Consider the following 12,705-nt stretch of genomic DNA (forward strand, 5'->3'; position numbering starts at 1 on the left):
GTTTCCGTTCACGCGACTGACCGTAGAGGCTCGAGGGTCACCGAAGGGCTACGGACTGTATCCCTACTGGTTAGACGACGCCGAGCCGGATGCCCAGCTCGACCAGCTCGCCCCGCTTCTGCGTCCGGATCATCGTGCCGACCGTCTCCCGCACACCCGCGTGCGCACGCGTCGCCTGCGGCGCCAGACGTTCGGCTTCCAGGAAGGCACGGACCGCCTGCTCCCGCTGCCCGCTGTAGAAGTACGCCCGTCCCCGGTCGATGTGGAAGTGCGACTGCCGCTCGCGGGAGTAGCCGGCTGGGAGCTTCACCCCCTCGGCGCGGGTCACGGCGTCCTTGCCTCGGCCCATCTCCACCGGGAGACTCACCCCCCACAGGGCGGTGTTCGTGGGCCCGAACTGCATCTGCCAGTCGTTGCGGTCCTCGCCGAGTTCCTCGGCCGCCTGCTCTGCCTGCTTCAGGTGCGCTGCCGCACCCTTGCCGTCAGTCGCTCGCGCCAGGTTCAGCGACGCCTTGAGATGGAACGCGCCGCGTAGCGACACGGCCTCCGGGCCCGGCGACCGGAGCGCACCCAACTCGGCGAGCGCTTCATCGATGATGGCGCCGGCCTCGTCGTGCTCGCCGATCGTGAGGAACTCACCTGCGTCGTACCAGCGGGCCGCCAGGACCCGCAGCGGGTTCTCTGTCTCCTGGGAGGCCCGCAGGACGCGTTCGGTGGCGAGGGTGGCGTCCGAGGAGTAGCCGAGCTTGTACAGGTACTGCATGGCGCACTCGTACGCCGAGGCGAGCAGGCCGAACATCTCGCGGCGGTCGTCGGCTTCGCTGGTTTCGGCAGCCACTTGGAGGTCGCGTAGCAGGGCGGGGAGGACGGCGCCGGACTTGGTGAGGGCGGCGGCTTGCCGGTAGCGGTTGGCTTCGGCGACGCGCTGGCGTAGTTCGGGTAGGTCGACGGTGGCGGCTTCTTGTTCGGTTGGGCGGGCGGGGCGTCCGTGGCGTAGCAGGGCGCGGCGGACTGCCGCTACCGAGGCGACGGCGTCTTGCCCGTCGTGGTCGGCGTGGGCTGGCACGTAGGGCGCTCCGGTGATTTCGGTGGGGTGGCAGTCGAGGGCCTGCGCGAAGGCGAGGACGACGGCCGGTCGGTCGAGGCTGCGGCGCCCCTGCTCGAAGGCTTTCACGGCGGGGAGGGAGTATCCGGCCTCGGTGGCGAGGCGTTGTTGTGTCCAGCGGCGGCGTGCGCGGAGTCGGGCGAGGCGTTGCCCGTTGCTCTCTGCGCCCACGCCGTTGTTGGCGATGTGGGCCATACTGGTCTCCGTTCCTTGCGTCCACTTGGAACGGTACGCCTTTCGGCCGGTGGTGTACGTGGGCGAGGCCCTTGCGAACTCTGGTGGTTGACAGCCGGCTACCACTCCCAACAGACCCTGGCAGACGCCCTCGGAGTCGGCGTCCGGCAGGTCCGACGATGGGAGTCCGATGAACCACCAACACCTCAGCCGGAGGTAGCGCAGGCTCTCACACGGCTCCTCGGTCAAGATCTCGAAGCCCTCGGGTTCACCGCGTCCGGCGGTGCACCAGTGGGTCGCGGGCGCCGAACCGTGCTCGCCGCGACCGCAGCCGCACTCGGCCTGGCCGCCGTTCCCACCCAGGCCGCCGCCGTCCAGCCAGCCACCGCTGCCGAGGACTACGAGGCCGTCACCCGTTCACACCGACGCTTGTACTGGTCCGTCGCCCCGGCCACTCCCCACCCTGCGGCGCTCGCGCACGCCACTCTCGGCTGCGCCCTGCTCCCGGAGGCCACCGGCCAGACTCGGCAGCGGATCGCCGCAGCGCTCGCCGAGTCCTATCTGCTGGCGGGCCGGATCGAGTTCTTCGACCTGCGCGAGCCAGACCGTGCCGGACACACCTTGCTCCGAGCCCTCCAAGCCGCAGGCGAGGCGGACGATCCACTGCTCGGTGCCGGGATCCTGGCACACTCCGCGTTCATCCCCGGCTGGGACGGTCGCCGCGAGGAAGCCGTGGAGCGGAGGGTGGCCGCGCGGACCTACGCCCGTCGCGGTCCAGCCTCCGCCGAGCTGTCGCCTGGCTCGATGCCGTGGAAGCCGAGTGCGAGACCCCGCTGCGGCAATACGCGGACAGCGCTCCACCTCATCGGCCACGCCGAGGACATCCTCGCGGCCGTCAGCGAGCACGACCGCCCCGAGTGGCTCGACTGGTTCAGCCCGGTCCGGCTCGCCGCGTTCAAGGGGAACACCCAGCTCAAGGCAGGGCATCTGCCGCAGGCCCGGACCACCCTCCTCGGCGTCCTGGACGCGCTCGACCCGGCGGAGGAGAAGCAGCGGTCCGTGGTACCCGGCGACTTGGCCGCGGTCGAAGCCGCCGCTGGCGAACCCGAGGCCGCGTGCGAGTACGCCCTGCGCGCACTCGACCAACTGGAGCGCACCTGGTACGCGATGGGCATGGACCGGGTGCGGGAAGTGCGGCGCACGCTGGCACCGCACCAGCACGAGCGTTGTGTCCGCGACTTGGACGACCGGCTGTTTGGGTGTCTACGACGGTCAGTGCCCTTGCTCGTTGAACCGCTGGATGAGCGGCGACAGTTCGAGGAGGCTCTCCACCCGGAACGTGGGGAGCTTCTCCGCTTCCTCGGTGCCCCACTGGATCGTCGCCCATGGCCCGCGGTGCACGAGCGCGGTGTGCAGGCCCGCCGCGACCGCCGGGCGGATGTCGTTGTCGACGCGGTCACCGACGTACAGGATCTCGCCGCGCTCGGCCGGGACGGCCTCGGCGACGCGGTCGAAGAAGGCACAGTCCGGCTTGCCGGCGCCCCAATCGTCGCTGGTGCCATCAGGTCAACGTCGGTAGCGAACAGCTCGCGGAGGATCCGGCCGGCGCGCACCGTCTGGTTCCCGGCGATCCCCAGCCACAGACCGTCCGCGCGGAGCGTCGCGAGCGCGTCACGAACATCCAGGTACAGGTCGTCCTCGCCGAAGGTCTCCGGTTTGCCCGCGGCGGCGCGCTTCTCGCGCTCCTCGTACAGGTCGAAGCCGGGCCGGAACTCCTGGAACACCTCGCGGTAGTCGCGACCCTGGGCGATCACAGCCCCGAACATCGCGGCGAAGGTGTGCCGGGGAACGCCGAGCCAGTCGGCCCAGGTGCCGTACTCGGTGGTCTCGTCCACGAGGCACTCACCGACGTCGAAGATCACAGCGCGAATCATGCGGGCAGGGTACCGGGCACGACGAAACGGCCCCCTCCCGCCCGAGGGCGAGAGGGGCCATGGGTCAGACGCCCGTACGGTCGTCCTCTCGTCTGCTCGGCTATGAACTGTGACTGCTCAGCGATGAAATCCCGCTGCTCGCCGATCTGCTCCCGCTGGCTTGTGATCGTCTGGTACGCGAAGTGGATCTCCAACAAGAGCTTCCTGCCATTCGTGTGGTACCGCGTCGTCCTCGGCATCGTGATCATCGCCCTGCTGAGCATGGGTGTCCTCGGCCCGCACGCGGCGGAGTCGGCGGGCTGACGCCTCTCCCCGCCCTCCGGCGCCACGCTCCGATTCCGGACATCTTCCCCGCGCCCGCGCGCCGCCCGCGACCTGGGCAGGGCCCGGCGGGCCGCCGGCACCGCGCGGCCACGAACGTCCGACCGCCCGGCTCCGGTGACCGACCCGGTACCGTGTGCGTAGCCGAGTGGTAGCGCAGGGTCAGTGCTTGGGCCTAGGCTGTGCCGCATGTCCCCCGATTCCCCGCCCCCTGGTTCCGCGCGCTCCGCTGCCGAGCTGAACGAGCAGATCAGAGCGCTGTGGCTGCGCGCGGGCGGCACCCTGTCGGCCCAGGAACGCGCCGCGTACGAGTTGTTGGTGATCGAGTGGGCCGCGGCGATGCGCCGCCGGGTCGTGGAGGCGGCCTGAGCCGCGCACCCGTCAGGCCCCGCGGCCGGTCCTACGCCCGCAGGTGCGCGAGCACCTCGTCGGCCACCGGATACGGCGGCTCCTCCGGCAGCAGCGCGCCCGCCCGCTCTGTTTCGCCGGCCCGTACCAGCGCGTGGATCTCCCCGGCCAGCGGGGTGACATCGCGGATGCCGGTGATCCACTCGTCGGCGTAGCGGGCCGCCGCCTCCCCGGCGAGGCCGAGTTGCAGCGACCGGTGGGGCAGCGGGTTGTGGTGCAGGTCCCGCTCCGGGTCCCACTGCACGCGGGCCGGGGTGCGCGCCAGCTCCCGCTTCCAGGCGGCCTGGTCGGGGTGCAGGGCGGGCACGTAGTGGGACAGGCAGGCATGGCGCAGGGCCCACTCGAAGCCCTCGCGCGTGATGTCGATCGCGAGGACGGTCTCCTGGTTCTCCTTGGTCCCCCAGCCGCAGCGGTACATCATCCACAGGAACGATGGCTTGACCCAGGTCATCCGGTCCCGCTTCCAGGCGGAGGGGAAGCGCCCGGCGCGGGCGGCGGCCCGGCCGATCTCCGGGCGGTAGGCCTGGTAGACGGTGACCGTGGAGTCCGTGTGCCGGGCGCGGATGCGGAATGCGGGTTCGCTGTCGGGGGCGTGTGCGTTCACGGGGACAGGTTCGGTCGCCGCCGCGGCCTCGCACCACCGAATATTCACCCCGCAGACCCCTTGGCTCCGCGTCCCCCGTGGCCAAGACTGTGGCGATGACGCAGCGTGCGGAGTTCGCGACCGTGAGGGACCGGCTGGCCGTGGAGGATCTGGTCACCGCGTACGCGGTGGCGCTGGACGACGGCGACTGGGCAGAGTACCGCCGGCTGTTCACGGCGGACGGACGGGCCGACTACCGTTCGGCGGGCGGTATCGAGGGCGACGCGGGGCGGATCGCCGCCTGGCTCGGCGAGCACCTGGCCCGGTTCGCCGTGCGGCAGCACCTGATCGTCAACCGGCAGGTGCGGTTCGGTGTCCTGGAGCACGACACGGGCGACACCGCCCGGGTGCGCGCCGACTACCTCAACCCCATGCGTCTCACCGGCGCCACCGGCTCCGCCGCCCCGGACCTGGTGTGCGGCGGCCGGTACGACTTCGGTCTCCTGCGCACCCCGGACGGCTGGCGCCTGCGCGAGGTCGTCGTGCACGAGAAGTGGCGCCGCCTGCCGGTCGCGGAGCCCGCCGTCCCGTAGGTCCTGCCGCTCTCCGTCCGTGCGAGCCCGGCGCGCACACTGGAGCCATCGGTGGGTAGGGAGGCTCCCTATGAGGACGATCGACCGCTGGCTGACCTCCCCCTGGCGCCGCTCGGCCGCCGCCGCCCTGCTCGGCGCGCTGCCCGTGCTCGCGTTCCCGGCTCCCGCCCTGTGGTGGTGGGCGTACGTCGCCCTGGTGCCGTGGATCCTGCTGGTCCGCTCGGCGCCGACCGGGCGGCGGGCCGCGTACGACGGCTGGTGCGGCGGCTTCGGCTTCCTGCTGGCCGTGCACCACTGGCTGCTGCCGAGCCTGCACGTGTTCATCTTCCTGATAGCCGCGCTGCTCGGCGTGTTGTGGGTGCCGTGGGGGTGGCTGGTGCGCCGGCTCCTGGGCGGGGTGCCCTCGGCGGGCCGGGGTGCCGCCGCGCTGCTGGTGCTGCCGTCGGCCTGGCTCGCGGTGGAGCTGGTCCGGTCCTGGCAGGGGCTCGGCGGCCCGTGGGGCATGCTGGGCGCCAGCCAGTGGCAGGTGGGCCCGGCGCTGCGGCTGGCCTCGGTGGGCGGGGTGTGGCTGCTCAGCTTCCTGGTGGTGGCCGTCGACGTGGCGGTGGCCGTGCTGATCGCGGTGCCCGCGTCCCGGGGCCCGGCCGTGGCCTCGCTGGCCGCGACGGCCGCCGTGGCGTCGGCCGGGTGGGCGTGGGCGCCGCGTCCGCAGACGGACGGGCGGGCGCGGATCGCCGTCGTCCAGCCGGGGGTCGTCGCCGGGCCGGACAGCGGCGAGCGGCGGTTCGACCGGGAGGAGCGGCTGACCCGGCGGCTCGCCGGACAGGATGTCGACCTGGTGGTGTGGGGCGAGTCCAGCGTCGGTTTCGACCTCGCGGACCGGCCGGACCTGGCCCGGCGGCTGGCCGCGCTCGCCCGGTCGACCGGCGCGGACGTGCTGGTGAACGTGGATGCCCGCCGTTCCGACCGGCCCGGTATCTACAAGAGCGCGGTGCTGGTCGGCCCGGACGGACCGACCGGCGACCGGTACGACAAGATGCGGCTGGTTCCGTTCGGCGAGTACATACCGGCCCGTTCGCTGCTCGGCTGGGCCACCTCGGTGGGCCGGGCGGCCGGCGAGGACCGGCAACGCGGCACCGGGCAGACCGTGCTGGACGTCGGCCACGGGCTGTGGGTGGGCCCGCTGATCTGCTTCGAGACCGCGTTCCCGGACCTGGGCCGGCATCTCGCCGGGGACGGGGCGGACGTCCTGCTCGGCCAGTCCTCGACCTCCACCTTCCAGCACAGCTGGGCGCCGGAGCAGCACGCCTCGCTGGCCGCGCTGCGCGCCGCCGAGACCGGCCGCCCGATGGTGCACGCCACCCTCACCGGCGTCTCGGCGGTGTACGGCCCGGGCGGGCGGCGCCTCGGCCCGTGGCTCGGCACCGGCACGAGCGGCGCGCGGGTCTACGACGTGCCGCTCGCGCACGGCGTCACGCCGTACGTCCGCTACGGCGACTGGCCGGTGTACGGCGCACTGCTGGTGCTGGCCGCGCAGGGGGTGACGGAGGGGGTGCGGGCGGTCAGGCCGCGCCGTTCCCGTCCTGGACCGCTCGTACCACCCGCTCGCACAGCTCGTGAGTCGCCAGCGCGTCACGGGCGCTGAGCAGCCGCCCGGCGCGTACGGCGTCGAGGAAGGCGAGGACCGCCTGCTCGATGCCGCGCTGGCGGGCCACCGGCACCCAGTCGCCGCGCCGGCGCACGGTGGGCTGTCCCTTGTGGTCGACGACCTCGGCGAGGTTGACCACCTGCCGCTTGGTGTCCTGGCCGGACACCTCCAAAATCTCCTCCGTGGAGCCGCTGCGCCGGTTCATGACGCCGAGCGCGGTGAAGCCGTCGCCGCCGAGCTGGAGCACGACGTGGTGGAGCAGCCCGGCCTCGGCCCGGGCGCGCACCGTCACCTCGTCGACCGGGCCCGGCACCAGGAAGCGCAGGGTGTCGACGACGTGGATGAAGTCGTCCAGGATCATCGAGCGGGGTTCCTCGGGCAGCCCGGTCCGGTTCTTCTGCAGGAGGATCAGGTCGCGGGGGTGGTCCAGGCACTGCGCGTAGCCCGGGGCGTAGCGGCGGTTGAAGCCGACGGCCAGCGAGACGCCGCGCCGCTCGGCGAGGTCCACCAGTCGTTCGGAGTCGGCGAGTTCGTAGGCGAGCGGCTTGTCCACGTACGTCGGGACGCCGGCCTCCAGCAGGCGGGTGACGATCTCGGGGTGGACGGTGGTGGGCGCGTGCACGAAGGCCGCGTCGAGGCCGGCGGCGAGCAGCGAGTCGAGGGTGGTGTGCCGCCGGGCGCGCGGCAGGTGCAGCCCGTCCCCGACCCGGTCCAGGGTGGCGGGGGTGCGGGTCTGCAGGTGCAGGTCGATCCCCGGCTGCGTGCCGAGCACCGGCAGGTACGCCTTCTGCGCGATGTCCCCGAGTCCGATGCAGCCGACCTTCACGTGCTCTCCCCTTCGCTGGCCTGCGGGTTGCCTGCCGGAAGCATACGGGGGCCGCCGGCCGGCGGTGCCGTCGAAGCCGCGTGGGAAGGAGCGCCGGTCCGGTGACCGACGGGGCCGTGACGACTGCTCCTCCCCGAGGGAGATCCGCCCCGGGTCCGAGGGAACGGCCCGGAGCCCTGGTGGGGCCGCGAGCCGGTCGCGCGGCCCCCTGACCGGCCGGGCGGGGCCGGGCGCTAGCGGAGCGGCGGCTCGCCCTCCCCGCCTGGTCCGTCGTCCTCCCCCAGCCGTAGCGCCAGCCGGCTGATCGCGGAGCGGATCCCGTCGCCGTAGCGGTCGTCGGCCAGGGCGGACGCGGTGCTGCGGGCCCGGCGCAGATGGCTGCGGGCGGCCTCCGCGCGGCCCAGCTTGACGTAGTCGGCGGCCAGGTTCAGGTGCAGGGACGGCAGGAAGCCCCGCACGCTGCCCGGGTCGGCGCCCGGGCGGCCGTCGGCCAGTTCCTCGGCCGCCGACAACGCCCGCAGGTCCCAGGCCAGTTCGTCCGCCGGGTCGTCCTGGGTGTCGGCCAGATAGTGGGCGAGGGTGCAGCGGTGCAGCGGATCGCCGTCCTCGCCGACCTCCGCCCACAGGCCGAGGAAGCGGCTGCGGGCCTCCTCGCGGTCGCCGCCGTGGTGCAGCATCACCACCTGTCCGATCCGCGTCAGCACGGTGTCCGGCGCCACCCGCTCCTGTCGCTCCGCCACGGTGCCCTCCGGGCTGTCGGCAATGGTCCGCTGCCGACGCTAACCGGCGGCGCGGGGATTCCCGGTCAGGCGGCGCCGGTGTCCCGGGCCGGTGCGGAACCGCCCGCCGGGCGCAGGCCCCGGACCGGGTGCGGCCGTCAGCCGAGGTTCGGGATGCGCCAGTCGACCGGCTCGTGCCCCTGCGCGGCGATCGCCTCGTTGATCTGCGTGAAGGGGCGGGAGCCGAAGAACTTCTTCGCGGACAGCGGCGAGGGGTGCGCGCCCTTGACCACCACGTGCCGGCTCTCGTCGATCAGCGGGAGCTTCTTCTGCGCGTAGTTGCCCCACAGGACGAAGACCGCCGGGTCGGGGCGGGAGTCCACCGCGCGGATCACGGCGTCGGTGAACTTCTCCCATCCCTTGCCCTTGTGCGAGTTGGCCTCGCCGGCCCGCACGGTGAGGACCGCGTTGAGCAGCAGCACGCCCTGCTCGGCCCACGGCATCAGATAGCCGTTGTCCGGGATGGGCAGGCCCAGCTCCTCCCGCATCTCCTTGTAGATGTTCCGCAGGGAGGGCGGGGTCTTCACCCCGGGGCGCACCGAGAAGCACAGACCGTGGCCCTGGCCCTCGCCGTGGTACGGGTCCTGGCCGAGGACGAGGACCTTCACGCGGTCGTACGGCGTCGCCTCCAGCGCGGCGAAGACCTCCTCGCGCGGAGGGTAGACGGGGCCCTTCGCCCGCTCCTCCTCGACGAACTCGGTCAGCTCCTTGAAGTAGGGCTGCCGCAGTTCGTCGGCCAGAACCCCGCGCCAGGACTCGGGCAGCATGGCGATGTCGGTCACGTCAACGTCCTCACGATGTCGATCAGGTACCGCGTGCGGTCACTTCCAGGATCCCGAACCTACAGGCGGCCACTGACAACCGGTGCCGCGAGGGGTCTCACCAGCTGGTCTTGCGGTGCAGTGCCCACATCGTCATGATCGTCGACGGGTCCAGGGCCTGCTCGCCGCCGGAGATGTCGACGCTGGCCGCCACGAACTGCCGCCCCTGCCACAGCGGGAGCAGCCGGGCGTCGTCCACCATGATCTGCTGCGCGGCCTCCATGTCCTTGACGGTTTCGGCACGGTCGCTCTCCGCGCGCGCGTGGGGCAGCAGCCGGCCGGTGATCTCCTTGGCCGGGTAGGGCGTGCCGAGCGCGTTGTGCTCGCCGACGAACGGGGCGATGAAGTTGTCCGCGTCGGGGAAGTCCGGGAACCAGCCGCGCCCGAACACCGGGTACTCGTGGTTCTGGAAGCCGGTCACGTAGCTGTTCCAGGGGCGGCTTTCGAGGGTGACGGTGAACAGGCCGGAGCCGTCCAGCTGCCGCTTGAGCTCCCGGAACATCAGGGCCGTCTCGGAGCCGTAGCGGTCGGTGGCGTACCAGAGGGTGAGCGGGACGCGCCGGGTGATGCCGGCGTCGGAGAGGATCTTGCGGGCCTTGGGCACGCTGGGGTCGCCGTAGTTGTCGAAGAAGCCGGTGGCGTGGCCGGTCAGGCCCTTGGGGACCATCGAGTACAGCGGGTCGACGGTGTCCTTGTACACCTTGTGCGTGATCGCGCCCCGGTCCACGAGCTGGGCGACGGCCCTGCGCACGGCGGTCCGTCCGGCCCAGGGGTCCTCGGGGTTGAACACCAGGTAGCTGATGTCGGTGCCGGCGCCGTCGACGAGCTGCAGGTGCTCGTCGTCGTGTTGCTGGAGGGCGACGATGTCGTCGGCGGCGAGGCCGCGGTAGGTGACGTCGATGTTCCGGTCGCGCAGCGCCTCGACCATGCCGGCGGAGTCCTTGAAGTAGCGGATGGTCACCGCGTCGTTCCGCCGCTTGGCGAAGCCCTGGTAGTGGTCGTTGCGGACCAGGACGGCCTGCTCGCCCTGCTCGTAGGAGCGGAGCCGGTACGGTCCGGAGCCGTGCACGTCGGTGCCCTCGCGCAGGGAGTGGGCCGGGTAGTCGTCCGGGTCGACGATGGACATGGCGGGGGTGGCCAGTACGAAGGGGAAGGTGGCGTCGGGCTTGTCGAGGTGGAAGACGATGTCCCGGTCGCCGCGGGTCTCCACCCGGTCCAGGCTGCCGAGCAGCCCGGCGGGGCCGCCGGGGGCGGCGATGGCGCGGATGCGGTCGATGGAGTGCCGGACGGCCTCGGCGGTCAGCGGGTCGCCGTCGGCGAACTTCAGGCCGGGGCGCAGCTCGCAGTGGTAGGTGCGGCTGGTGGAGTCGGTGAAGGCGCAGGCCCGGGCGGCGTCGGGCTGGGGGGTGGTGGCGCCGTTCGGGTAGGCGAGAAGGGTCTGGAAGATGTTGCGGTACAGCTCCCAGGAGCCGTCCCAGGCGCCGGCGGGGTCCAGCGTGCTCGGGGCGCTGGTGGTGCCCACGACGATCGGCCCCTGGTCGTCGGGGTCGCCGTCGGACAGCAGGCCGCAGCCGGCGACCAGCGACAGGGACACGACTGCCGCGACCTTGCGCAGGCATCGGTTCCGGTTGAACACGCGCACGCTCCTCGATCCGCCGTACCAAGGGTCGGCAGACCTTACCGCAGCGCCCGGTCCCCTGAACCTCCCCTGAAACAGGGGCACTTGATCGATCCGGAGGTGACGACGTTGTCAGTCCGCCGAGCGGACGCCAGGGAGGTTTCCGGGCGCCGGCCCGTCCGGGGACCGGACGCCCGGAAGAGGCGTCAGACGCCGGCGTTGAGGAAGATGCCGCCGTCCACGACGAGCGTCTGACCGGTGATCCAGTCGGACTGCTCGGAGGTGAGGAACGCGGCGGCGCCGCCGATGTCGGAGGGCACCCCGAGCCGGCCCAGCGGGTAGGGGGCCGCGGCCTCCTCCTCGCGGCCCTCGTACAGGGCCTGCGCGAACTTGGTCTTGACCACGGCCGGGGCGATCGCGTTGACCCGCACCCGCGGCGCGAACTCGTGCGCGAGCTGCTGGGTCAGGTTGATCATCGCGGCCTTGCTCACGCCGTACGCGCCGATGAACGGCGAGGCCGTCAGGCCCGCGATCGAGGCGATGTTCACGATCGCGCCGCCGTTGTCCTTCTGCCAGGCGTGCCAGGTCTTCTGGGCGAAGCCGAGGGCGGAGATCACGTTGGTCTCGAAGACCTTGCGGGCGACGTCGAGGTCGACGTCCGCGATCGGGCCGAACACGGGGTTGGTGCCCGCGTTGTTGACGAGGAAGTCGACCCGGCCGAAGGCATCCATGGTGCGCTCGACGACCTCGCTCTGGTGGCCGAGGTCGTGCGCCTTGCCGGCGACGCCGATGGCCCGCTCGGTGCCGAGCCGCTCGACGGCCTCCTTCAGGGCGTCCTCACCGCGGCCGGTGACGCAGACGCGGTCACCGCGGGCGATCAGCGCCTCGGCGACGCCGTAGCCGATGCCGCGGCTGGCACCGGTGACGATCGCGACCCTGCCGGAGAGCTCCGGGAGTTCAGTCATGTCCGTGCTACCTCTGAATCCCTTAGTTGAGCGGTCCGCCGGCGACGTACAGCACCTGGCCGGAGACGAAGCCGGCCGCCTCGCCGGTGAAGAAGGCGATGGCGTTGGCGATGTCCTCGGGCTCGCCCACGCGCTGCACCGGGATCTGGGTGGCGGCGGCCTTCTTGAAGTCCTCGAAGTCCATCTTGACGCGCTCGGCGGTGGCCTTGGTCATCTCGGTGGCGATGAAGCCCGGGGCGACGGCGTTGGCGGTGATGCCGAACTTGCCCAGCTCGATGGCGAGGGTCTTGGTGAAGCCCTGGAGACCGGCCTTGGCGGCGGAGTAGTTGACCTGGCCGCGGTTGCCGAGCGCCGAGGAGGAGGAGAGGTTGACGATCCGGCCCCAGCCGGCCTCGACCATGTGCTGCTGCACGGCCTTGGTCATCAGGAAAGAGCCGCGCAGGTGCACGTTCATGACCGTGTCCCAGTCGGACACGCTCATCTTGAACAGCAGGTTGTCGCGCAGCACGCCCGCGTTGTTGACCAGGATCGTCGGGGCGCCCAGCTCGGCTGCGACGCGGGCGACGGCGGCCGTGACCTGCGCCTCGTCGGAGACGTCCGCGCCGACCGCGACGGCCTTGCCACCGGCGGCGGTGATCTTCTCGACGGTGTCCTTGCAGGCGGCCTCGTCGAGGTCGATCACGGCGACCGCGCGGCCCTCCGCGGCCAGCCGTACGGCGGTGGCGGCGCCGATGCCGCGCGCCGCGCCGGTGACTGCCGCGACCCGCTGTTCGTTGGTGGACATGCTGTTTCTCCTCGCCCTTGAGAGAACCTGCCGGACCCTCGGAGAGGGTCCGCTCGTGCGGTGAGCGACCGCTTAGTACCTTCTCCACCCGTGACGCTAGAAGCCCTGGCACGCGGTGTCAACGGCAACATCGGCCGGTGTGATCC

At 72.2% G+C, this 12,705-nt stretch carries 11 protein-coding genes and 3 pseudogenes; 5 read left to right on the forward strand and 9 right to left on the reverse strand.

What is annotated here, in order from left to right; translation table 11 throughout:
* Positions 1-70: 70 nt before the first annotated feature.
* On the reverse strand, positions 71-1,300 hold the full coding sequence (locus ACZ4W9_RS11600) for a helix-turn-helix domain-containing protein (protein ID WP_467934894.1): 1,230 nt from the start codon (positions 1,298-1,300) through the stop codon (positions 71-73).
* 15 nt (positions 1,301-1,315) lie between these two features.
* Here ACZ4W9_RS11600 and ACZ4W9_RS11605 point away from each other — a divergent pair.
* Positions 1,316-2,571: pseudogene (locus tag ACZ4W9_RS11605) on the forward strand (helix-turn-helix domain-containing protein).
* Here ACZ4W9_RS11605 and ACZ4W9_RS11610 read toward each other — a convergent pair.
* Positions 2,552-3,213 (reverse strand): annotated as a pseudogene (locus ACZ4W9_RS11610) (HAD family hydrolase). The pseudogenes ACZ4W9_RS11605 and ACZ4W9_RS11610 overlap by 20 nt on opposite strands.
* Before the next feature lie 156 nt (positions 3,214-3,369).
* Here ACZ4W9_RS11610 and ACZ4W9_RS11615 point away from each other — a divergent pair.
* Positions 3,370-3,516, forward strand: a pseudogene (locus ACZ4W9_RS11615) (undecaprenyl-diphosphatase); the annotation flags it as partial.
* A gap of 207 nt (positions 3,517-3,723) precedes the next feature.
* Complete coding sequence (locus ACZ4W9_RS11620) at positions 3,724-3,903, forward strand: hypothetical protein (RefSeq protein WP_467934895.1); 180 nt, start codon at positions 3,724-3,726, stop codon at positions 3,901-3,903.
* A gap of 31 nt (positions 3,904-3,934) precedes the next feature.
* On the opposite strand, the gene ACZ4W9_RS11625 is transcribed toward ACZ4W9_RS11620, so the two are convergent.
* The gene (locus tag ACZ4W9_RS11625) at positions 3,935-4,546 is read right to left on the reverse strand and encodes a DUF4291 domain-containing protein (protein WP_467934897.1); all 612 of its coding nucleotides are present in this window, start codon (positions 4,544-4,546) and stop codon (positions 3,935-3,937) included.
* Between the two features lie 95 nt (positions 4,547-4,641).
* On the opposite strand from ACZ4W9_RS11625, the gene ACZ4W9_RS11630 reads away from it, so the two are divergent.
* Together ACZ4W9_RS11630 and lnt are read left to right on the forward strand one after the other, a co-directional pair.
* Complete coding sequence (locus tag ACZ4W9_RS11630; protein WP_467934898.1) at positions 4,642-5,118, forward strand: nuclear transport factor 2 family protein; 477 nt, start codon at positions 4,642-4,644, stop codon at positions 5,116-5,118.
* Between the two features lie 70 nt (positions 5,119-5,188).
* A complete protein-coding gene (gene lnt, locus ACZ4W9_RS11635) occupies positions 5,189-6,763 on the forward strand; it encodes an apolipoprotein N-acyltransferase (protein WP_467934899.1) in 1,575 nt (524 codons plus the stop codon).
* Here lnt and ACZ4W9_RS11640 read toward each other — a convergent pair.
* The 6 genes from ACZ4W9_RS11640 to fabG form a co-directional block, all read right to left on the reverse strand.
* Positions 6,681-7,592: a Gfo/Idh/MocA family protein gene (locus ACZ4W9_RS11640; RefSeq protein ID WP_467934901.1), complete on the reverse strand. Its 912-nt coding sequence runs from the start codon at positions 7,590-7,592 to the stop codon at positions 6,681-6,683. The genes lnt and ACZ4W9_RS11640 overlap by 83 nt on opposite strands.
* Before the next feature lie 233 nt (positions 7,593-7,825).
* Entirely contained in the window at positions 7,826-8,332 is a 507-nt protein-coding gene (locus ACZ4W9_RS11645) for a hypothetical protein (protein ID WP_467934902.1), read from the reverse strand.
* Positions 8,333-8,469: 137 nt separating this feature from the next.
* On the reverse strand, positions 8,470-9,153 hold the full coding sequence (locus tag ACZ4W9_RS11650) for a uracil-DNA glycosylase (protein ID WP_467934903.1): 684 nt from the start codon (positions 9,151-9,153) through the stop codon (positions 8,470-8,472).
* Positions 9,154-9,250: 97 nt separating this feature from the next.
* A complete protein-coding gene (locus ACZ4W9_RS11655) occupies positions 9,251-10,828 on the reverse strand; it encodes an ABC transporter substrate-binding protein (RefSeq protein ID WP_467934905.1) in 1,578 nt (525 codons plus the stop codon).
* 188 nt (positions 10,829-11,016) lie between these two features.
* The gene (locus tag ACZ4W9_RS11660; protein ID WP_467934907.1) at positions 11,017-11,775 is read right to left on the reverse strand and encodes an SDR family oxidoreductase; all 759 of its coding nucleotides are present in this window, start codon (positions 11,773-11,775) and stop codon (positions 11,017-11,019) included.
* Positions 11,776-11,797: 22 nt separating this feature from the next.
* Positions 11,798-12,559: a 3-oxoacyl-ACP reductase FabG gene (gene fabG / locus ACZ4W9_RS11665; RefSeq protein ID WP_467934908.1), complete on the reverse strand. Its 762-nt coding sequence runs from the start codon at positions 12,557-12,559 to the stop codon at positions 11,798-11,800.
* Positions 12,560-12,705 lie beyond the last annotated feature (146 nt).

This window comes from Streptomyces sp. NPDC029296 (assembly GCF_055569255.1).

What these genes read in the sequence shown, in the direction of transcription:
- ACZ4W9_RS11600 (WP_467934894.1), bottom strand. Translation starts at nt 1,300, where the DNA reads ATGGCCCACATCGCCAACAACGGCGTGGGCGCAGAGAGCAACGGGCAA.
- fabG (WP_467934908.1), bottom strand. Translation starts at nt 12,559, where the DNA reads ATGTCCACCAACGAACAGCGGGTCGCGGCAGTCACCGGCGCGGCGCGC.
- ACZ4W9_RS11620 (WP_467934895.1), top strand. Translation starts at nt 3,724, where the DNA reads ATGTCCCCCGATTCCCCGCCCCCTGGTTCCGCGCGCTCCGCTGCCGAG.
- ACZ4W9_RS11630 (WP_467934898.1), top strand. Translation starts at nt 4,642, where the DNA reads ATGACGCAGCGTGCGGAGTTCGCGACCGTGAGGGACCGGCTGGCCGTG.
- ACZ4W9_RS11660 (WP_467934907.1), bottom strand. Translation starts at nt 11,775, where the DNA reads ATGACTGAACTCCCGGAGCTCTCCGGCAGGGTCGCGATCGTCACCGGT.
- lnt (WP_467934899.1), top strand. Translation starts at nt 5,189, where the DNA reads ATGAGGACGATCGACCGCTGGCTGACCTCCCCCTGGCGCCGCTCGGCC.